General features: G+C 40.9%; 20 protein-coding genes. All 20 read left to right on the forward strand.

Annotated features, from left to right (window positions below; all coding sequences use genetic code 11):
- Positions 1–3: 3 nt before the first annotated feature.
- On the forward strand, positions 4–516 hold the full coding sequence (locus SporoP8_RS15005) for a helix-turn-helix domain-containing protein (RefSeq protein ID WP_085133258.1): 513 nt from the start codon (positions 4–6) through the stop codon (positions 514–516).
- 154 nt (positions 517–670) lie between these two features.
- A complete protein-coding gene (gene rpsB / locus SporoP8_RS15010) occupies positions 671–1,408 on the forward strand; it encodes a 30S ribosomal protein S2 (protein ID WP_029053181.1) in 738 nt (245 codons plus the stop codon).
- Between the two features lie 98 nt (positions 1,409–1,506).
- Positions 1,507–2,394, forward strand: coding sequence for a translation elongation factor Ts (gene tsf, locus SporoP8_RS15015; protein WP_085133259.1), 888 nt, complete (start codon positions 1,507–1,509; stop codon positions 2,392–2,394).
- A 79-nt stretch (positions 2,395–2,473) separates the two neighbouring features.
- The gene (gene pyrH, locus SporoP8_RS15020; RefSeq protein ID WP_085133260.1) at positions 2,474–3,202 is read left to right on the forward strand and encodes a UMP kinase; all 729 of its coding nucleotides are present in this window, start codon (positions 2,474–2,476) and stop codon (positions 3,200–3,202) included.
- Positions 3,199–3,756: a ribosome recycling factor gene (frr, locus tag SporoP8_RS15025; protein ID WP_085133261.1), complete on the forward strand. Its 558-nt coding sequence runs from the start codon at positions 3,199–3,201 to the stop codon at positions 3,754–3,756. The genes pyrH and frr overlap by 4 nt, the downstream gene beginning before the upstream one ends.
- 132 nt (positions 3,757–3,888) lie before the next feature.
- Complete coding sequence (locus tag SporoP8_RS15030) at positions 3,889–4,680, forward strand: undecaprenyl pyrophosphate synthase (protein ID WP_085133262.1); 792 nt, start codon at positions 3,889–3,891, stop codon at positions 4,678–4,680.
- Positions 4,677–5,471: a phosphatidate cytidylyltransferase gene (locus SporoP8_RS15035; RefSeq protein ID WP_085133263.1), complete on the forward strand. Its 795-nt coding sequence runs from the start codon at positions 4,677–4,679 to the stop codon at positions 5,469–5,471. Before SporoP8_RS15030 ends, SporoP8_RS15035 begins: the two co-directional genes overlap by 4 nt.
- A 19-nt stretch (positions 5,472–5,490) precedes the next feature.
- Positions 5,491–6,645, forward strand: coding sequence for a 1-deoxy-D-xylulose-5-phosphate reductoisomerase (gene dxr, locus SporoP8_RS15040; RefSeq protein ID WP_085133264.1), 1,155 nt, complete (start codon positions 5,491–5,493; stop codon positions 6,643–6,645).
- Between the two features lie 36 nt (positions 6,646–6,681).
- Positions 6,682–7,941 (forward strand): RIP metalloprotease RseP, encoded by a 1,260-nt coding sequence (gene rseP / locus SporoP8_RS15045; protein WP_085133265.1) that lies wholly within the window; start codon positions 6,682–6,684, stop codon positions 7,939–7,941.
- Between the two features lie 18 nt (positions 7,942–7,959).
- Positions 7,960–9,654 (forward strand): proline--tRNA ligase, encoded by a 1,695-nt coding sequence (locus tag SporoP8_RS15050; RefSeq protein WP_085133688.1) that lies wholly within the window; start codon positions 7,960–7,962, stop codon positions 9,652–9,654.
- Positions 9,655–9,703: 49 nt separating this feature from the next.
- Entirely contained in the window at positions 9,704–14,026 is a 4,323-nt protein-coding gene (locus tag SporoP8_RS15055; protein WP_085133266.1) for a PolC-type DNA polymerase III, read from the forward strand.
- A 141-nt stretch (positions 14,027–14,167) separates the two neighbouring features.
- Positions 14,168–14,638 carry a ribosome maturation factor RimP gene (gene rimP / locus SporoP8_RS15060; protein ID WP_085133267.1) on the forward strand — a complete coding sequence of 157 codons (471 nt, stop codon included), beginning with the start codon at positions 14,168–14,170 and terminating at the stop codon, positions 14,636–14,638.
- 83 nt (positions 14,639–14,721) lie between these two features.
- Positions 14,722–15,915 carry a transcription termination factor NusA gene (gene nusA / locus SporoP8_RS15065; protein ID WP_085133268.1) on the forward strand — a complete coding sequence of 398 codons (1,194 nt, stop codon included), beginning with the start codon at positions 14,722–14,724 and terminating at the stop codon, positions 15,913–15,915.
- Between the two features lie 21 nt (positions 15,916–15,936).
- Positions 15,937–16,215 carry an RNase P modulator RnpM gene (gene rnpM, locus SporoP8_RS15070; RefSeq protein WP_085133690.1) on the forward strand — a complete coding sequence of 93 codons (279 nt, stop codon included), beginning with the start codon at positions 15,937–15,939 and terminating at the stop codon, positions 16,213–16,215.
- Complete coding sequence (locus tag SporoP8_RS15075; protein WP_085133269.1) at positions 16,212–16,562, forward strand: YlxQ family RNA-binding protein; 351 nt, start codon at positions 16,212–16,214, stop codon at positions 16,560–16,562. Before rnpM ends, SporoP8_RS15075 begins: the two co-directional genes overlap by 4 nt.
- A complete protein-coding gene (gene infB, locus SporoP8_RS15080) occupies positions 16,540–18,828 on the forward strand; it encodes a translation initiation factor IF-2 (protein WP_085133270.1) in 2,289 nt (762 codons plus the stop codon). Before SporoP8_RS15075 ends, infB begins: the two co-directional genes overlap by 23 nt.
- Positions 18,825–19,103: a DUF503 domain-containing protein gene (locus SporoP8_RS15085; RefSeq protein ID WP_085133271.1), complete on the forward strand. Its 279-nt coding sequence runs from the start codon at positions 18,825–18,827 to the stop codon at positions 19,101–19,103. The genes infB and SporoP8_RS15085 overlap by 4 nt, the downstream gene beginning before the upstream one ends.
- A 22-nt stretch (positions 19,104–19,125) precedes the next feature.
- Positions 19,126–19,476, forward strand: a complete 351-nt coding sequence (gene rbfA / locus SporoP8_RS15090) for a 30S ribosome-binding factor RbfA (RefSeq protein ID WP_085133272.1) — start codon at positions 19,126–19,128, stop codon at positions 19,474–19,476.
- Positions 19,477–19,573: 97 nt separating this feature from the next.
- A complete protein-coding gene (truB, locus tag SporoP8_RS15095) occupies positions 19,574–20,485 on the forward strand; it encodes a tRNA pseudouridine(55) synthase TruB (protein ID WP_085133273.1) in 912 nt (303 codons plus the stop codon).
- A gap of 12 nt (positions 20,486–20,497) precedes the next feature.
- Positions 20,498–21,436, forward strand: coding sequence for a bifunctional riboflavin kinase/FAD synthetase (locus SporoP8_RS15100; protein ID WP_085133274.1), 939 nt, complete (start codon positions 20,498–20,500; stop codon positions 21,434–21,436).
- Positions 21,437–21,546: the final 110 nt, after the last annotated feature.

Below are 21,546 nucleotides of genomic sequence, written 5' to 3' on the forward strand. Positions count from 1 at the left end.
ATCATGGGAATTCTACTAGCTCTTTTATTCATCTTACAAATCATTGGATTTATGGTCATGATATTGCTGTACTTAAAAATATCAAAATTTAATAATCTGGAGAAAAAGCAACAACGACTTATGAAAGAAATGGACCAATCCGTATTAGCTTTTCTAGGTGAAATCAAAGAGGAAAACGATCGTTTGATTCAACAACTGAATCAACGAACGGATACTCAAATGAAACCTACTACAAACTCAGTGCCAAGAGAACAGTCAATTACAGAAGTGCCTGTTCCAAGATCGAAGCAACACTCAGTTCCCTTACATTTTGCTTTACGTTCCTATCAGAAGACGGTGGACACCGAAAAGAACGAGAAAGAAAAAAAAACACAATCACAACCCAAATCATTTGACGACCTTGACGACAGAGAAAAAGCAAAACAGCTTTATGCTGAAGGTAAATCAATAGAGGATATCGCTAGAGAGTTGAAAAAAGGGAAGACAGAAATTGAATTGATAATAAAATTCGACTGAAGTTACACACAGTAGTTGCAAACAACGTAGAATTATGTTAATTTAATAGATGGTATTACTACACACGCGTGCGGATGAATGAGTGGGTGCCATTATGGTCACTTATTCGCTGGAAGTACGCGGAGGATAAAAAAACCAATAGGAGGAATTAAACATGTCAGTAATCTCAATGAAACAATTGCTAGAAGCTGGTGTACATTTCGGACACCAAACACGTCGTTGGAACCCAAAAATGAAGAAATATATCTTCGTGGAGCGTAACGGCATCTACATCATCGACCTTCAAAAAACGGTCAAAAAATTAGAGGAAGCTTACAACTTCATGCGCCAAGTCGGTGCTGATGGAGGTAAAGTCCTTTTCGTAGGTACGAAGAAACAAGCACAAGAAGCAATCAAAGAAGAAGCAGAACGTGCTGGAATGTATTACATCAACCAACGTTGGTTGGGTGGAACATTGACGAACTTCGGCACTATTCAAAAACGTGTAGCACGTATGAAAGCTATTGAGAAAATGGAAGAGGATGGCACGTTTGACGTACTTCCTAAAAAAGAAGTTTCTCAATTAAATAAAGAACACGAGCGTCTTGTGAAATTCCTAGGCGGTATCCGTGACATGAAAGGCTTGCCAGATGTAATCTTTATCGTAGATCCACGTAAAGAGCGTATCGCGGTAGCTGAAGCAATCAAATTGAATATTCCACTCGTTGGAATCGTTGATACTAACTGTGATCCGGACGAAATCGACTATGTCATTCCTGCGAACGACGATGCAATCCGCGCAGTACGTTTACTTACAAGCAAAATGGCAGATGCTTTGATTGAATCCCGTCAAGGTGAAGACGACGAAGTAGCTGAAACAGTAAACGAAACAGCAACTGTTACTGCAGACTGAAATGAGTAAATGATGAGACGATAAGTGGCGTACCCCTTATCGTCTTTTTTTAAAGCAATAAGCAATTTCAAATGATATTTAATAGGAGGAATTTTCAAATGGCAACAATTACAGCCCAAATGGTTAAAGAACTTCGTGAAAAAACAGGCGCAGGTATGATGGATTGCAAAAAGGCATTAACTAAAGTAGACGGTGACATGGAAGCAGCAATGGAATATATGCGTGAAAAAGGTCTTTCAAGTGCAGCGAAAAAAGCAGATCGTATTGCAGCTGAAGGTGTCGCAAACATTTTAGTTCAAGGTAATGCAGCAGTTATACTTGAAGTGAATGCTGAGACAGACTTCGTAGCTAAAAACGAAGGCTTCCAAACACTTGTTAAGGAAATTTCTGAGTTCTTACTTGCTACGAAACCTGCTACAGTAGAAGAAGCTAACGCAGCGAAATTAGATAATGGTTTGACAGTTTCTGAACACATTTCAAACGCAGTAGCTAAAATTGGAGAGAAAATTACTCTTCGCCGTTTTGAAATTCGTGAGAAAACAGATCAAGACGCTTTCGGTCCTTACTTGCACATGGGCGGACGTATCGCCGTGTTGACTGTTCTTGAAGGTTCAACAGATTCTGATGCAGCGAAAGATGTAGCAATGCATATCGCAGCGATGAACCCGAAATACATTTCACGCGACGAAGTATCTGCTGACGAAGTGGAAAAAGAGCGTAACGTATTGACTGAGCAAGCTTTAAACGAAGGTAAGCCGGAAAATATCGTAGCGAAAATGGTAGAAGGACGCCTTGGTAAATATTTCGAGGAAATCTGTGTCTTGGATCAAGCTTTCGTTAAGAATTCTGATCAAAAAGTTCGTGATTTCGTGAAAACAACTGGCGGAACATTAGTAGAGTTCATTCGTTATGAAGTGGGCGAAGGTATTGAAAAGCGCGAAGACAACTTTGCTGACGAAGTAATGAGCCAAGTAAAAGGTAACTAAGTATAATCCAATCGTACAGAGGGGCACATCCATCATGTGTTCCTCTTTTTTGAGAATAGGAAATTCCAGGAGGGCCAACATGAGTATTCCAAAATATAAGCGCATCGTGTTAAAATTAAGTGGAGAAGCATTAGCTGGGGATCAAGGCTACGGATTGTCTCCGGAAGTTGTTAAATCAGTTGCAAGCCAAGTGAAAGAAGTAGTAGAACTTGGCGTAGAAGTAGCTGTAGTAGTAGGTGGCGGAAACATTTGGCGTGGGAAAGTCGGAAGTGAAATGGGGATGGACCGTACAACAGCTGACTACATGGGAATGCTTGCAACGGTTATGAACTCTCTTGCTCTTCAGGATGCCCTTGAAAAGCTAGGACCAGAAACTCGAGTAATGTCTTCTATTGACATGAGACAAGTAGCTGAACCTTACATACGTCGGAAAGCAATCCGTCATCTAGAAAAAAATCGTGTCGTAATATTTGCGGCAGGAACAGGTAACCCCTATTTCTCCACAGATACAACAGCTGCTTTACGTGCTGCTGAAATTGAAGCAGATGTTATTTTAATGGCGAAGAACAACGTAGACGGTGTTTATTCTGCTGATCCGATGAAAGACTCTACAGCTACAAAATACTTAGAACTGTCCTATCTTGAAGTGATTAGTCAAGGACTTGAAGTGATGGATTCCACTGCTTCGACTCTATGTATGGACAATGATATCCCGCTCGTAGTATTCTCAATTATGGATAATGGTAATATTAAAAAAGCCGTACTAGGTGATAAAATCGGGACGGTTGTTAGGAGGAATAAGCAATGACAAAAGAAGTAATGGATCAGACGAGAGAACGTATGGATAAAGCACATAGCGCCTATTCAAGACAGTTGGCATCTATCCGTGCTGGAAGAGCTAGCGCGAGCCTATTAGACAGAATTTCTGTTATTTATTATGGAGCTCCTACACCTTTAAATCAAATGGCTGGAATTTCCGTACCAGAACCACGTTTGTTAGTAGTTCAGCCTTATGATAAGACTACAATCAGTGAAATCGAGAAAGCCATCATGAAATCAGACATCGGCATTACGCCGTCTAACGATGGGTCAGTTATTCGTCTTGCTGTCCCTGCGCTTACAGAAGAGCGTCGTAAAGATTTAGTGAAAGATGTTAAGCGTGAAGCAGAAGATGCAAAAGTGGCAATTCGTAATGTTCGTCGTGATAGTAATGAAGATTTGAAAAAGCTTGAAAAAGATGCAGAAATTACTGAAGATGAATTGCGCCGTTACAATGAACAAGTACAAAAGATGACGGATGAGTTTATCGAAAAAATTGATCAAACTGCAAAAGATAAAGAAAATGAAATCTTGGAAATCTGAGTACAGAACTTTCTATAAGGAGGAGCGTCCTACTTTTAGGACGCTCTTTTCTTTCTTTTGCATGCTATTTACCATGCAATTTGGTAGGATAGTCAGTAGGAGTATCCGAATTGAGCCAAGTGGGGGAACGCTATGCTTAGAAAACTAATGCGAAAAAAAACGGCAGACATTCAGTTGCTGGACGAACGGATTGAAGCCGTTAAAAATAGACAAATTCCTAACCATGTGGCGATTATCATGGATGGAAATGGAAGATGGGCGAAGCAACGTAAAATGCCGCGAATTGCAGGCCACCATGAAGGAATGAAAACCGTTAGGCAAATTACCAATTTTGCAAATGCTATGGGCGTGAAAGTACTCACTCTCTATGCGTTTTCAACTGAAAATTGGAAGAGGCCCAGAATGGAAATTGACTTCTTGATGAATCTTCCCGGCGAATTTCTTACTACGTATTTACCCGAGCTAATGGAAAAAAGCATCAAAGTAGAAATGATCGGAGATATGGATGCGCTTCCGAAGCATACAAAAAAAGCGATTGAGAAAGCAATGGAGCAAACTAAAGATAACAAAGGTTTAATTTTAAATTTCGCGATGAATTATGGTAGCAGAGTAGAGCTAGTTCATGCAATGAAAGAATTAGTTGAAGAAGTGGCTGCTGGAACATTAAAAGTGGAGGAAATTAATGAAAGTTCAATCGAATCCAAACTAATGACTGCCCATTTGCCAGAACCTGACCTACTAATTCGCACAAGCGGTGAAGTACGTTTGTCCAATTTTATGCTATGGCAACTTGCCTATGCAGAATTCATTTTTACGGATGTATTATGGCCAGATTACGATGAAGACTGCTTTTTACAAGCAATAGAAGATTTCCAAAAAAGGAATCGACGTTTTGGAAGCTTGGAAGGAGATCAGAAAAGATGAAGCAAAGAATCATCACTGCTATTGTAGCTCTCGCATTTTTTGTGCCATTGATTATCGTCGGTGGATTACCTTTTATTATGATGATTTTTGCGATATCTACGATTGGTTTATATGAACTACTACGTATGCGTAAAATGTCTCTTTTTTCTATCGGTGGATTAATCTCTTGGTTACTTCTACTCGTCATTTTACTTCCATCTAGATGGACAGAACAAGTTGAAAGTTTCCTGAAATTAGAAAAACTTGAAATGATTTATGTATTGATATTATTGTTATTGGTTTATACTGTAGTAATGAAAAATAAGTGGACATTCGAAGATATTGCATTCAGTGCAATTAGTGCGCTGTATGTCGGTATCGGTTTTTATTATTTGATCGAAACTCGCTTATTCGGTTTAGAGTACATAGGCTATGCGTTACTTATTATCTGGTCAACAGATTCCGGTGCCTATTTTGTTGGACGTAAAATTGGTAAACGAAAACTATGGCCGGATATTTCACCTAATAAAACAATTGAAGGATTTATTGGGGGAATAATTTCCGCGATCGTGATTACGTTGATTTATAATATGTTCTATCCTATCGCTACGTCATTCGTGTCGTTTATTATCATTACAATAGTGGCATCCATTATAGGTCAAATGGGTGACTTAGTTGAATCAGCACTGAAACGTTTCTATAACGTCAAAGATTCTGGGAAGCTGTTGCCTGGACATGGAGGCATTTTGGACAGATTTGACAGCTTACTATTTGTACTCCCATTGCTTCACTTTGTTCAATTCATAGGATAATGGAAAGGAAGTTCATAATATGAAGAAAATCAATTTGCTTGGTGCTACCGGTTCAATCGGAACTCAAACATTAAGCATTATTGCAGCCCATCCTGATCGCTTTGAATTAACGGCGATGTCAGCAGGAAGAAACATACAAAAAGTAAGTGAAATCATTGCAAGATTTCAACCCAAATTAGTTTCTGTTTTAGAGGAAGCAGATGCAGCACGCTTAAAAAAAGAGTTTCCTAAAGTTCAATTCGTTCATGGTGATGAAGGACTTATTGAAGCAACGGTAGGAATGGAAGCGGATGTCTTACTAAACTCAGTAATCGGCAGTGTAGGACTGAGACCGACACTTGCGGCGATTAAAGCGGGAATGACAATTGCTATTGCGAATAAAGAAACACTGGTAGCAGCAGGGAATCTCGTTGTAGAAGCGGCACAACGTCATAATGTCCCCCTTGTTCCAGTAGATAGTGAACATTCTGCATTGTTCCAGTCATTAAATGGTGAGAATCCGAAACGGATCACAAACTTGATATTAACAGCATCGGGTGGGAGTTTTAGGGACTATACGCGGGATCAACTTCAAAATGTTACAGTAGAACAAGCACTCGCACATCCGAATTGGTCAATGGGTAACAAGTTAACTATTGATTCGGCAACGATGATGAACAAAGGATTAGAAGTAATAGAAGCACATCATTTATTTGCGATGCCATATGATCAAATAGAATGCCTACTACATAAAGAAAGTATTATCCACTCCATGGTGGAGTTTGAAGATACAAGCGTCATGGCACAACTAGGTTCACCTGATATGCGTGTTCCGATTCAATACGCACTGACCTATCCGGATCGTATTCAAATGGCCGATGCTAAACGTCTTCGTCTCGATGAAATTGGCAAATTGCATTTTGAAAAAATGGATTATACACGATTTAAAGCCTTGTCACTTGCATATGATGCAGGTAGGGAAGGAGGCACTATGCCTACAGCGATGAATGCGGCAAATGAAGTGGCGGTTCAACTGTTCATGGAAGGTCATATTTCTTTCTTGCAAATCGAAGAAATTATTGAAGAAATGATGCAGCAACATCAAACTATTCAAAATCCTAATTTGGAAGAAATTTTGGAGACAGATCGCAATACGCGGAAAAAAGTCTATGGTATAGTTAAGTATCAAGATTAATTTCAGGCTGTTACAGCCGGTGAAGGTGGTTACTGAATGGAAACGGTTATTGCGTTTATAGTAATATTCGGGACACTTGTAGCATTTCATGAGTTTGGTCATTTCTTGTTTGCTAAGAGGGCCGGTATCATGGTTCGAGAGTTCGCTATCGGAATGGGACCTAAAATTTTAGCCCTCCGCAAAGGTGAAACGCAATACACAATCCGCTTATTGCCTTTAGGGGGATATGTCCGGATGGCTGGTGAAGATTTCGATACCGTCGAATTGCAGCCGGGTTACCGTGTAGGGTTATTATTGAATGCACAAGACGAAATAGAAAAGATTTACTTAAATCGAAATGTTTCCAATCCGAATGTTTTAAACGTAGAAGTAGAGAAGTCGGATTTAGATAAAGAATTATATATTGAAGGGTATGATGAAGATGGACAATTGGTTCATCTGAAAATTTCCAGAACGGCTATGATTATTGAAAAAGGGCAGGAAACATTAATTGCTCCCTACGATCGTCAGTTTGAATCCAAGCCACTAGGCAGCAGAGCATTGGCAATATTTGCAGGGCCGCTTTTCAATTTCATCTTGGCATTTTTCATATTCCTAGCTCTTGGATTAATGAATGGTGTACCAACCAATGAACCGATTATTTCGGAAGTGAAGCCGAATACGCCGGCAGAAATGGCTGGAATGAAAAAAGATGACTTAATCACGGGAGTAGACGGAAAGTCGATTGATTCTTGGACAAAGTTTTCTGAAGCGATTCAAAAAAGTGCCGGAGTCCCGATGTCAATTGAAGTTGATCGAGCGGGTAAGCAAGTGGTTTTAGATGTAGTACCTGATACAGTGGAAGATGCTGGACAGGAATTCGGTCAAATCGGTGTTATGTATTCAAGTCCATTGGAAAAAGGATTTATTAAATCCATAGTGTTCGGTGCCGAGCAGACTTACACATGGACAGTGAAAATCTTTGAACTATTAGGTATGCTAGTGACAGGTCAGTTCACAATAGACGCATTGTCCGGTCCTGTAGGTATTTATAAAGCAACTGAAGAAGTCGCTCAACACGGGATTTTCAATTTAATGAATTGGGCCGCTGTGCTAAGTATTAATCTAGGAATCATGAACTTGCTGCCATTACCTGCGTTAGACGGTGGAAGACTATTGTTCTTCCTGTTTGAAGGCTTAAGGGGCAAACCGATTGATAAACAAAAAGAAGGTATGGTGCATTTTGTAGGTATCATGTTATTAATGGTTTTGATGCTTGTTGTGACATGGAATGACATCCAACGATTTTTCTTCTAAAAAAGGTGGAAGTATATGATGAAACAATCGAAAACGTTTATACCCACAATGCGTGAAAATCCATCCGATATAGAGATGCGTTCGCATCAGTTATTGCTGCGAGCAGGTTATATCCGTCAGAATGCCAATGGTGTTTACACATATTTAACTCTTGCACAAAGAGTTCTTAGGAAAATCGAAACGATTATTCGTGAAGAAATGGAAGCTGTTGAAGGCATAGAAATTTCTATGCCGTCGCTGCAAAGCTCAAGTATTCTTAAGGAAACCGAACGGTGGGATTCTTACGGTAAGGAAATGTTCCATGTTGCTGATAGACAGACCAATCAATTGGCATTGAGCTCAAGCGATGAGGAAGCAATCATTGATTTACTGCGTGATGAAGTTCGATCGTATAAAAAGTTACCATTAACAATTTTTCAAATCAAAACCAAATTCCGTGATGAAATAAAGCCGCGTGCGGGTTTACTCCATAGCAGAGAATTCATAAGAAAAGATGCCTATTCATTCCATTCAACGCAAGAGAGCTTGGATGAAAAGTATTTAGAAGTCATGCAGGCCTACACTAATATGCTAACTCGTCTTGGTATGCATTTCCGCATGGTTATATCGGATGGTGGAACAGGTTCACATGAGTTCATAGCATTGACCGACAACGGGGAAGATCGGATAGCATATAGCGATAGTTCTTCTTATGCTGCGAATATGGAATTTGCTGAAGTACATGTTGATTATGAGCCGTCCGATGAAAAGCAGTTAGAGATGATAAAAGTCTCCACTCCGAATCAACGAACGATTGAAGATCTCACTTCATTTTTATCAGTTAGTCCGGAGCGTGTAATCAAATCATTGGTGTATAAAGTGGACCATGATTTTATTATGGTGATTTGTCGAGGCGATCATAGCGTCAATGAATATAAATTGAAGCGATTTTTACATGTGAAACATATGGAGCTGGCAACAGAACAACAGATTGAAGAATTGCTAGGCTGTCATGCCGGTTCGATTGGTCCTGTGAAATTACCGATAGGTGTAAGGGTATATGCAGATCATGCAATCAAAGCAATGGTGAACGTAGTGGCGGGCGCGAATATTGACGATTATCACTTATTGAATGTCAACCCGGAACGCGATTTTGCTATTGATGATTATGTAGATATCCGTTTCGTTCAAGAAGGGGACAGTTCTCCTGACGGAATGGGTACGATTAAATTCACTGAAGGAATAGGGATAGGACATCTCCGTAAATTAGGCACCGTCTTCAGTGAGCAGATGAAAGGAACATTCCTCAATGAAAATGGCAGAAAAAAGCCTTTTATTATGGGAAGTTATAGTCTGGGTATCTCTCGTTTACTGGCTACAATTGCCGAGCAATTCAATGATGAAACAGGATTGAAGTGGCCGAAGCATTTAGCACCATTTGATATTCATTTGATTACAACGAATGTCAAAGATGAAGTGCAAACACAGCTCGCGGATGAGTTATATGCGGTTCTAGAGTCTTATCGATACGATGTGTTGTATGACGATCGTGCCGAACGTGCGGGTGTGAAATTCGCTGACGCTGACTTGATTGGTTTACCAGTCCGTATTATAATCGGTAAACGAGCAAGTGAAGGTGTTGTGGAGGTCATGTACCGCCATAGTGGCGAATCAATAGATTGGCAAAAGGAAGAAGTGTTGGAAAAGCTACAATCCTTCTTTAGTGCAGATTAATCCAAGAAGGGGAGTCCGTTAACGGAACTTCCCTTCTTTTCGCGATAGAATGGAGGAATTTTATATGGATGCCGCCCAAAAGTTTTTAACTTTGCTGCAACAGACCGGACTGACAGATGATCAGTTCATGACCTATTTTCAAAACGGTGAGTTGAATCGTGTAACCGTACAGAAGAAAACGAGAGTGTGGAAATTCAATATAACACTCGATGAAGTGTTACCTATTGAGGTTTTTCAAATTATGCAACAACGTGTTCATGAAACGTTCGCTGCTATAGCGAATGTCCATCTTGAAATGGACGTTAGAAAAAATGAAGTGAATGAACAATTAATAATAGATTATTGGCCATTTATTGTAGAGGAGCTAGCGGACATATCTCCTCCAATACGTCAATGCTTAGTGGAACAAAGGCCCAAGATACACGGTGAGAAGTTATTGCTTACTTGCTCAAGCGATTTGGAGTGTCAAACATTAAAAAATAAATACGTAGATATATTATCAACACTCTATCAGCAATTCGGTTTTCCGAAGTATATGTTCGATGTTTCGATTATTGAAAACGATAATGCGGAAAAAGAACGGCAGCAATTTCTTTCGCAAAAGCAACAAGAAGAAGACCTGTTATCCAAGCAGGCGTATCATCAGTTGCAACAACGTGAAACGATGAAAAGCGAGCAGGGAGATTCCGATAGGGTGTTATCGCTTGGTACGCCGATCAAAGCAAATGAGCCAATTATTCCTATTCATGAAATACAAGATGAAGAAAGACGTTTAATTATTGAAGGGTTTGTATTTGATGCAGAAGTACGAGAGTTGCGAAGTGGTCGTTCATTATTGACACTAAAAGTAACAGACTACACCGATTCAATCTTAGTCAAAATGTTTTCGCGTGATAATGAAGATGCAGAAATTATGAAATCCTTTAAAAAGGGTATGTGGGTACGAGCTCGCGGTGGTATACAGAACGATACATTCGTACGGGACTTAATCATGATGGCACAAGATATTGCCGTTATTCCCACTATTGAACGAAAAGACAAAGCACCTGACGGACAAAAACGTGTAGAATTACATGCGCACACTTCCATGAGTCAAATGGATGCAGTCGTTTCAGCTCCGGCATTAGTGGCACAAGCAGCTAAGTGGGGACATCCAGCGATTGCGATTACAGATCATGCGAACGTTCAGTCTTTCCCCGATGCTTATAATGCTGGTAAAAAACATGGTATCAAAGTGTTGTTTGGTTTAGAAATCAATCTGGTGGATGATGGTGTACCGATTGTCTATGAAGAGCAACACCGTATGCTTGAAACGGATACATACGTTGTATTCGACGTTGAGACGACAGGCTTATCAGCTGTGTACGACACGATCATCGAGCTTGCAGCTGTCCGAGTGAAAGATGGAGAAATCGTTGATCGATTTGAACGCTTTGCCAATCCGCATCACCCATTGTCGTCCGTGACGACAAACTTGACAGGCATTACAGATGATATGGTAGAGAATGCACCAGAAGTTGAAGACGTCATGGCGGAATTTATAGAGTTTATCGGAGATGCGGTGTTAATTGCACATAATGCATCGTTTGATATGGGCTTCTTTTATGCTTCATGTAAGCGGGCGAAAATAGAAACCATCGCTTATCCAGTCATCGATACATTGGAACTTTCTCGTTTCCTGTATCCTGAACTGCGAAATCACCGTTTGAACACATTGGCTAAAAAGTTCGATATTGAATTAACACAACATCACCGTGCCATTTATGATACAGAAGCTACTGCTTATCTATTTCTACGCCTACTTTCAGAAGCGCAAGAAAAAGGGATCATGTGGCTTGATGACCTCAATAAGAATATTGGGGAAGGAGATGCCTATAAGCGCTCACGACCCTCACACTGCACTTTGCTTGCTACAGATGATGAAGGGTTGAAAAATCTATTTAAACTAGTATCTATTTCGCATATGGACTTTTTCTATCGCGTGCCCCGTATACCACGTTCGTTACTCGTGAAGTATCGTAAGGGAATAATCGTCGGTTCAGGTTGCGACAAAGGGGAAGTATTCGAAGGGTTAATGCAAAAGCCGATGGAGGAAGTAGAAGAAATCGCAAGCTTTTATGATTACTTGGAACTTCATCCAAAGCCTGTCTACTCGCATTTACTCGAACTCGATTTAATTCGAGATGAGTGGAACCTCGAGGATATTATGCGCAAGATGATCAAGCTTGGGAAGAAAACGGGCTTACCAGTTTGTGCAACGGGGAATGTACATTATCTAGATGAGACGGATTCAACCTACCGAAAAGTTCTTGTTCGTTCACAAGGTGGAGCAAATCCGTTGAATCGGCACTCCTTACCGGAAGTTCATTTCCGTACGACAGATGAAATGTTGAAAGAATTTGAGTTTTTAGGTGAAGATGTAGCAAAAGAAATTGTAGTAGACAATCCATTGAAAATCGTAGAACGTATAGGTGAAGTGAAACCGATCAAAGATGATCTGTATACACCAACAATTGAAGGTGCGGAAGATGAAGTGCGTGATCTGACGTATTCAATGGCACATCAAATATACGGTGAAAAATTGCCAGAGATCGTTGAAGCGCGAATCATAAAAGAATTAACGTCTATTATTGATAATGGCTTCTCAGTTATTTATCTCATTTCGCATAAACTGGTTAAAAAATCATTAGATGACGGCTATTTGGTCGGTTCGCGGGGATCTGTCGGCTCCTCATTTGTTGCAACTATGATGGAAATCACAGAAGTGAATCCGTTGGCGCCACATTACGTTTGTCCGTCATGTAAAAAATATGAATTTTTTGATGATGGTTCAGTTGGTTCAGGATATGATTTGCCGGATAAAGAATGCCCGAATTGCCAGACGATGTTTAAAAAAGATGGTCAGGATATCCCGTTTGAAACCTTCCTTGGGTTTGCGGGAGACAAGGTTCCTGACATCGATTTGAACTTCAGTGGTGAGTATCAAGCACATGCACACAACTATACAAAAGAGTTATTTGGCGAAGATTATGTGTTTCGTGCTGGAACAATAGGTACGGTAGCTGAAAAAACTGCATATGGATATGTGCGAGGGTATATGAATGACAATGATATCCAAATGCGTGGTGCAGAAATTGACCGGCTTGTTCAAGGTTGCTCAGGCGTTAAGCGAAATACAGGACAACACCCGGGTGGCATCATTGTTGTGCCGGATACAATGGACATCTATGATTTCACACCGATTCAATTCCCAGCGAATGATCTTGAATCTAGCTGGAAAACAACGCACTTTGATTTCCACTCCATTGATAATAATCTGTTGAAACTAGATATTCTAGGCCATGATGATCCAACGATGATCAAAATGTTGGAAGACTTATCAGGCATCGATGCGATGACTATACCGCCTGACGATAAAGGGGTTATGGAATTGTTTAGTGGGACGTCTTCACTTGGCGTCACAGAAGAACAAATTGACTGTAAAACAGGAACTCTTGGAGTGCCCGAATTCGGCACACGATTTGTTCGACAGATGTTAGAAGAGACGAAACCATCTACATTCTCAGAATTGATACAGATATCCGGTCTATCTCACGGTACTGACGTTTGGCTTGGTAATGCACAGGAGTTAATCCAGAATAAAACATGTCAACTATCGGAAGTGATCGGTTGTCGTGATGATATTATGGTTTATTTAATCTATCAGGGGCTTGAACCTTCACTTGCATTTAAGATTATGGAATCTGTGCGAAAAGGGAAAGGGCTGACTCCTGAATTTGAAGAAGCGATGAAAGAGAATAAAGTGCCGGGATGGTATATCGGATCATGTAAAAAAATCAAGTACATGTTCCCTAAAGCCCACGCTGCGGCATATGTATTAATGGCATTGCGAATCGCGTACTTCAAAGTTCATCACCCAATCATGTATTATGCTACGTACTTCACCGTTCGAGCGACCGACTTTGATTTGGTGACGATGTGTAAAGGTTCTGCAAGTATTCGGGCGAAAGTCAAAGAGATCAACGCCAAAGGATTGGATGCCCTTCCAAAAGAGAAGAGCTTAGTAGTGGTTTTGGAAATAGCATTGGAAATGGTTGAGCGAGGATATACATTTGCGAAGCCTGATCTCTATAAATCTGATGCGACCCAGTTTCTTATTGAAGGCAATAAGTTGATTCCGCCATTTAACTCAATTCCTTCACTAGGAACTAACGTTGCGAAGACGATCGTTGAAGCGAGAAAAGACGGGGAGTTTTTATCGAAAGAAGACTTCCAGAAGAGAGGTCGGGTATCTAAAACGGTTGTAGAGTATCTGGATAACCTCGGTTGCATGGAAGGAATGCCTGAAGCGAACCAACTATCCCTATTCTAATGGGCTTATGGCGGTTGCTTCAGTTGCATTGTAAAAGGCCTTGTGATACGATTAAAACAACTTTTGCTATACGTCTTGCGGAAAAGAGTGGGGCTTCCCGCTCTTTTCTGTTGTTATTTTGAATTTCGGGAGGGATACCATTTGAGTAAAATTATAGAGGAAGTCGAACAGTTAGCAAGGCCGATCGTAGAAGAATTGGGTCTTGAACTGGTTGATGTTGAGTTCTTGAAAGAAGGTCGCGATTGGTTTCTACGCGTCTACATTGATACGCCAGAAGGCAACATTGATATAGATCAATGTGCGGCGGTTAGTAATAAACTAAGCGAGGAGCTAGACCTTGTGGACCCGATTCCGCAAAATTACTTCCTTGAAGTGTCTTCTCCCGGGGCGGAAAGACCTTTGAAAAAAGATGAAGATTTTGAAAAAGCCGTGGGCCAATACGTATTCATCAAAACGTATGAACCGATTGATGGTATGAAAGAATTCGAGGGATATTTACTTGGATACGGACCGGACCATGCAAAAGTGGAAATACGGATCAAGACGAGAAAAGTACTAGTCGAAATTGACAAAACAAAAATTGCACTCGCACGATTAGCAATTGACTTTTAAAGTAAAAACAAAACTTTGTCTAGCTTTGCGCTAGTGGCCAAAGAACCAAATGCAACAATAATTGGAATGTAGGAGTGATGAACATGAGTAGTGAGCTACTCGACGCACTGACAGCTCTTGAACAGCAAAAAGGTATTTCAAGAGACGTAATAGTCGATGCAATTGAAGCGGCGCTTGTAACAGCGTACAAACGAAATTTTAACCAAGCACAAAACGTGCGTGTGGATTTGAACTTAAATAAAGGCACAATGGCTGTCTATTCACGTAAAGACGTAGTTGAAGAAGTGGAAGACGAGCGGTTACAAATTTCATTGGAAGATGCACAACTCATCAATCCAGTATATGAACTAACCGATGTCGTTGAAGAAGAAGTCACACCGCGTGACTTTGGACGAATTGCTGCTCAAACTGCTAAGCAAGTTGTAACGCAGCGTGTACGTGAAGCTGAACGCGGTTTGATCTATGAAGAGTATATCGATCGCGAAGAAGATATCGTCAACGGAATCGTAGAGCGTATGGATCCGAAAAACTTATTCGTTGGATTAGGAAAAGTGGAAGCGGTTTTGCCGTCAAGCGAACAAATTCAAACAGAATCATATGCACCACACGATCGCATCAAAGTATATATTACCAAAGTTGAAAGAACAGCACGCGGACCGCAAGTGTTTGTTTCTAGAACTCATCCAGGCCTATTACGGCGCTTATTTGAACTGGAAGTACCTGAAATATACGATGGTACAGTAGAAATCAAATCGATTGCACGTGAAGCGGGCGATCGATCGAAAATTTCTGTTTACACAACAAACGAAGAAGTGGATCCTGTAGGCTCTTGTGTCGGTTCAAGAGGTGCGCGTGTACAAACTATTTCAAATGAATTGAATGGCGAAAAGGTAGATATCGTAGAATGGTCTGAAGACCCGGTAATCTTCGTTGCAAATGCGTTGAGCCCTTCAAAAGTAATTGATGTACAAGTGAACGAAGAAGAACGTTCCACTACTGTTGTTGTGCCCGATTACCAACTCTCATTGGCAATCGGGAAAAGAGGCCAGAATGCAAGATTGGCTGCTAAATTAACAGGCTGGAAAATTGATATCAAAAGTGAAACGGATGCCAGAGAATTAGGGATCTATCCCCGTGAAGAATCTCTAGCTGTTCTAATAGAAGAGCCAGATGCTAGTGCAGATGAGTTCTTGGAAGCTTACGAGTATGAAGATGAAACACCAGCTGAATCAGCTGAAGATTTTGATTTATACGCAGATGAAGACAAAGAAGATTGATTTGGAAAGGATTGCATGCTGATGTCGAACAATCGGAAAATCCCTTTGCGTAAATGTGCAGCGACTGGTGACATGTTACCTAAAAAAGAAATGATTCGAATTGTCCGTACGAAAGAAGGCGAAGTATCCGTAGATTTGACAGGAAAGAAGTCAGGCCGCGGTACATACGTTTCCAAAACGGAGGATGCCGTAGAAAAAGCACGTAAACAACACTCGATTGAACATCAATTGAATGTCAAAGTACCAGATGAAGTCTACGAAGACCTTTTGCATGCAATTCGTCGAGAGGCAATTAAATGACAAAAGATCCTTCAAAAATTTATCAATTGCTTGGCATGGCGGCTCGTGCACGTAAAATTGCAACGGGTGAAGATTTAGTCGTGCAGGCGGTTCGTTCAGGTGAAGCGCATCTGGTCATCCTATCAGGTGATGCATCAAAGAACACAATGAAAAAATTAACGAATAAATGTAATACGTATAACGTTGAGAAGTATGTATTTGGAAGTCGTGAAGAACTTGGGCATGCAATTGGAAAAGAAGCTCGAGTCGTCTTGGCACTAACAGATAAAGGATTCGCAAAAAAGTTATCCGAGCTTCTCAATGAATTTAATCGGGGGTGGGCTAATGACGAAAATGAAAGTACATGAATATGCCAGATCAATAGGAAAAACAAGTAGAGATCTTGCTGCAGAATTACTTAAGAGTGATATTGTGATTAAGAGCCATATGGAAGAATTAGATCCAGTTTCAATTGCAAAATTAGATGAAAAGTTCGGTGATTTGAAAAAGCCTGAAGTGAAAACTACTACAGTTAAGCCAGCGAGCAAACCAGCAGGCCAAAGAACGGATCGTCCAAGCAATACAAATAAACCAGCTACAACACAAGGGACTAACCGTCCTGCTGGTAGCCAAGGCGGATCGAATCGTCCAGCTTCAACACGTCCTCAAGGACAATCTACATCAGCTCCGAAAGCGGGAAGCACTCAGCCACCACGTCAAGGACAAGGTGCAGGTTCACCACGTCCAGCTGGCGGCGGTGGACGTCCAGGCGGCGGTCGCGGTGGTAGACCACCAGCACGCGGTATTAACCAAGGACGTCGTAGATACCGTCCGGCAGTACCTGCACAAAAGGTTGAAGTGCCGCTACCAGATAAAATTACTTTTTATGAGTCGTTATCTGTGGGTGAGTTGGCCAAAAAATTAGGTAAAGAACCTTCTGAGATCATCAAAAAGTTATTCATGCTTGGTGTAATGGCAACCATTAACCAAGAATTAGATAAAGATGCAATCGAGCTAATTTGTGCGGAATACGAAGTTGAAGTTGAAGAAGAGATCCGTATAGATGTAACAGACTTGGAGATCTACTTCGAAGATCCTGAAGAGGAAGAAGAAGTACCAGGTGAACTAACGGAAAGACCGCCAGTTGTCACGATTATGGGTCACGTTGACCATGGTAAAACAACATTGCTTGACTCAATTCGTAACACCAAAGTAACACAAGGTGAAGCGGGTGGAATCACTCAGCATATTGGAGCGTACCAAATTACAGCTAACGGTAAGAAAATCACTTTCCTAGATACACCAGGTCACGAAGCTTTTACAACGATGAGAGCACGTGGTGCGAAAGTTACTGACTTAACAATCCTAGTTGTAGCAGCGGATGATGGTGTTATGCCACAAACAATTGAAGCAATTAACCATGCGAAAGCGGCAGAAGTTCCAATCATTGTAGCTGTTAACAAAATGGATAAACCGTCTGCAAATCCTGATCGTGTAATGCAGGAATTGACTGAACACGGTTTAGTGGCAGAAGATTGGGGCGGCGATACGATTTTCGTACCAATTTCCGCACTAAAAGGTGAAGGAATTGATCAGTTACTAGAAATGGTTCTATTAGTTGCAGAAGTGGGCGAATTTACTGCTGATACTTCCATTAGAGCTAGAGGTACTGTAATTGAAGCGCAGCTCGATAAAGGAAAAGGCTCTGTTGCTACATTGCTTGTACAAAATGGTACATTGCATGTAGGAGATCCAATCGTTGTTGGAAATACGTATGGTCGCGTTCGGGCCATGGTCAGTGACCTTGGTCGTCGTGTAAAAGAAGCAGGTCCTTCCACTCCAGTAGAAATAACTGGATTGAGCGATGTTCCATTTGCAGGAGATCGTTTCGTCGTATTTAAAGATGAAAAAACTGCTCGTCAAATCGGTGAAACACGTGCTGGAGAAGCACTTCAAGAACAGCGTGTGGAGAAAACACGTGTAACACTTGATAACTTGTTTGATCAAATGAAACAAGGCGAAATGAAAGAATTGAACTTAATTGTTAAAGCAGACGTACAAGGTGCGGTCGAGGCAATGGCTTCTTCTCTTATGAAAATTGAAGTAGAAGGCGTTAACGTCAAAATTATCCACACGGGTGCAGGGGCAATCAATGAGTCCGATATTTCTTTGGCAGCTGCATCTAACGCAATCGTTATTGGATTTAACGTCCGTCCAGATACCAATGCAAAACGTGCCGCAGAAGCAGAAGGCGTAGACATTCGTCTGCATCGTGTTATTTATAAAGTAATTGAAGAAATCGAATCAGCTATGACAGGCCTACTGGATCCTGAGTATGAAGAGAAAGTAATAGGTCAGGCAGAAGTTCGTGAAACGTTTAAAGTATCTAAGATCGGAACGATTGCAGGAAGCTATGTAATCGATGGTAAAATCACAAGAGACGCTGGCGTTCGTGTTTTGCGCGATAACATTGTAGTCTTTGAAGGCGAATTAGATACATTGAAGCGTTTCAAAGATGATGCAAAAGAAGTTGCAAAAGGCTATGAATGTGGTATTACAATTAAAAAATTCAATGATGTCAAAGAAGGAGATATCATCGAAGCGTACGTTATGGAAGAAATTAAAAGAGCATGATTGTTTACGCGGAATGTTCTTTCTACATCCCAGCAGCGGCTTCTTTAAAAGACAAGCGAGCCGTTTTGAATCAGATGAGGGATCGAGTGAAAAACTCCTATAATGTATCTGTTGCAGAAATTGATCATCAGGATTTATGGCAACGTACTACATTCGCTTTAGTTGCCGTGGCATCTTCCAAAGATGCTGCGGAACGAGAAGTGAGACGAGCGATTCGTCTGTTTGAATCCAATCCTAATTGGGAAATGACTGCGTGTACAGTAGACTACTTATGAGCAAAGAACGAGGTGAATTGCCATGTCAGTGCGTGCTAATCGTATAGCTGAGCAAATGAAGAAAGAATTGGGCGATATTATCGGCCAAAAACTTAAGGATCCACGTATCGGATTTGTGACGGTGACTGGTGTTGATGTAACTGGAGATTTACAACAAGCGAAAATCTTTATTTCTGTTCTAGGGACGGATAAAGAAAAGGAAGATTCGTTACTTGGGCTTTCCAAAGCAAAAGGTTTCATTCGATCAGAAATTGGTCAAAGAATCCGCCTACGCAAAACACCTGAACTTGAATTCGAAATTGATGAATCAGTCGCTTACGGTAACCGGATTGAAAGCTTGATTCGCAAAGTAAATGACGAAAACGAACAATAAACAAAAGGAGGAAGTTCATAATCGCTTAGGCGGTATGACTTCCTCTCTTCTTACATAGAGCAAGTTTTTCTGAATGAATTTAGGAAGAAGGGGTAAGATGAACGGTATTCTACCTTTGTGGAAAGAGAAAGGTATGACGTCGCATGATTGTGTCTTTAAGCTTCGAAAGATATTACGGACGAAAAAGGTGGGGCATACAGGCACGTTAGATCCTGAAGTGGAAGGTGTCTTGCCTATCTGTATAGGAAGAGCCACAAAAGTCGCTTCATATATTACAGATGCGGGTAAGGAGTACATCGCGACCGTTTCTATAGGTCGCTCTACGGAAACCGAAGACGCGCAAGGTGAGACCGTAACAAGTGATTTGACATACAAGGAATTAACAAGGGACCAAATTGAAGAGGCGTTAGAGCAATTAACAGGGGAAATCACTCAAATTCCACCCATGTATTCAGCGGTAAAAGTAAACGGCAGACGGCTGTATGAATATGCGCGAAAAGGCATTGAAGTAGAACGGCCAGTTCGCAAAGTACAGATCTATCAAATTGATCTATTGAATGAAGATCAACTATTCACTGGTGAAGAAGTGACATTTTCCATTAGAATACGATGTGGTAAAGGAACTTATATTCGGACGTTAGCTGTGCAAATTGGTGAACTTCTTGGATACCCAGCGCATATGGATTCGTTAGTCCGAACTGTTTCAGGAAATTTTGATGAATCACATTGTAAAACTCTCGCAGAAGTAGCACAAATGATGGAGCTAGATCAAGTGCAGACGATTTTGCGTCCAATCGAAGATGTATTGACTGATTTTCCGCAATTTGAAATCGAAGAGGCATCGTTGGAATCTATACGAAATGGTCAAGTGCTTCCCGCAGTATCACTACTAACAGATCACCCTTCCATCATGATGATGTTCGAAGGTCGTGTGTTGGCCATCTATCAAAATCATCCAACAAAGCCGGGTTTAATGAAACCGGAAAAAATGCTACTAGCTAGTGAGTAAGGAGAGATAGAAATGAAAATCTATAGATTACGATATCCGGATTCGATAAATATTCCACAACAACTTGCTTCTTCATTAGCTATTGGATTTTTTGATGGTGTACATAGAGGACATCAAGAAGTCATTCGCAATGCAAAAAAAGTTGCAGATGATTTATCGATCGAGACAGCCGTCATGACATTCGACCCCCACCCCTCACAGTTGTTTTCAGGGAAAAACGTTGGATATATTACACCGATTGAAGAAAAAGTCAGAGTACTTGAATCTCTTGGTGTGGATACGCTATTCATTGTCAGTTTTGATTGGGAACTAGCTAGTCTTTCACCACAAAGATTCATCGACATCTTTATCAAAGGGCTCGGTGTCAAACATGTTACTGCTGGCTTCGATTTTACGTTTGGTTCAAAAGGTTCTGGAACGATGAAAGATATGCAAGAGCTATCGGAAGGTGATTTTGGCACAACAGTCATTTCTAAAGTGACTTTCGATCAAGAGAACAAAGTGTCTTCGACGGAAATTCGCCAACTGCTATCTACTGGTGATGTAGAAACAGCAGCAGCGCTTCTCGGTCGTCCATTCCGTACATTGGGTGAAGTGATACATGGAGAAAAACGAGGCCGCCAGTTAGGTTTTCCGACAGCTAATATCCAAACTGCTGAAGAACACGTAATTCCCGCTAGTGGTGTGTATGCCGTGCGATGCCTAATAGGAGATACATGGTACCGGGGCGTCTGCAATATGGGCGTAAAGCCAACATTTCATGATCCAGAACACCGAATTCCTACTGCAGAGGTTCATCTGCTAGACGTCAATATGGATCTTTACGGACAAAAAATGGCAATTGAATGGTTATACCATATACGTTCTGAACAAAAATTCGATTCACTTGATGCATTAAAAACACAAATCGGAAAAGACAAGCAAACAGCTAAGGACTTATTAACCGACTAGTTGGTTGTTGCAACTGACATAATGCCGTGATATGATACAATAGTGTTCAATACACGAACCTCTTCTTGGCAACACGAGTCACCAACGTTTGCTCGGGAGATGGGGATACT

The sequence above is a fragment of the Sporosarcina ureae genome (genome assembly GCF_002101375.1).
Lineage (GTDB): Bacteria > Bacillota > Bacilli > Bacillales_A > Planococcaceae > Sporosarcina > Sporosarcina ureae_B.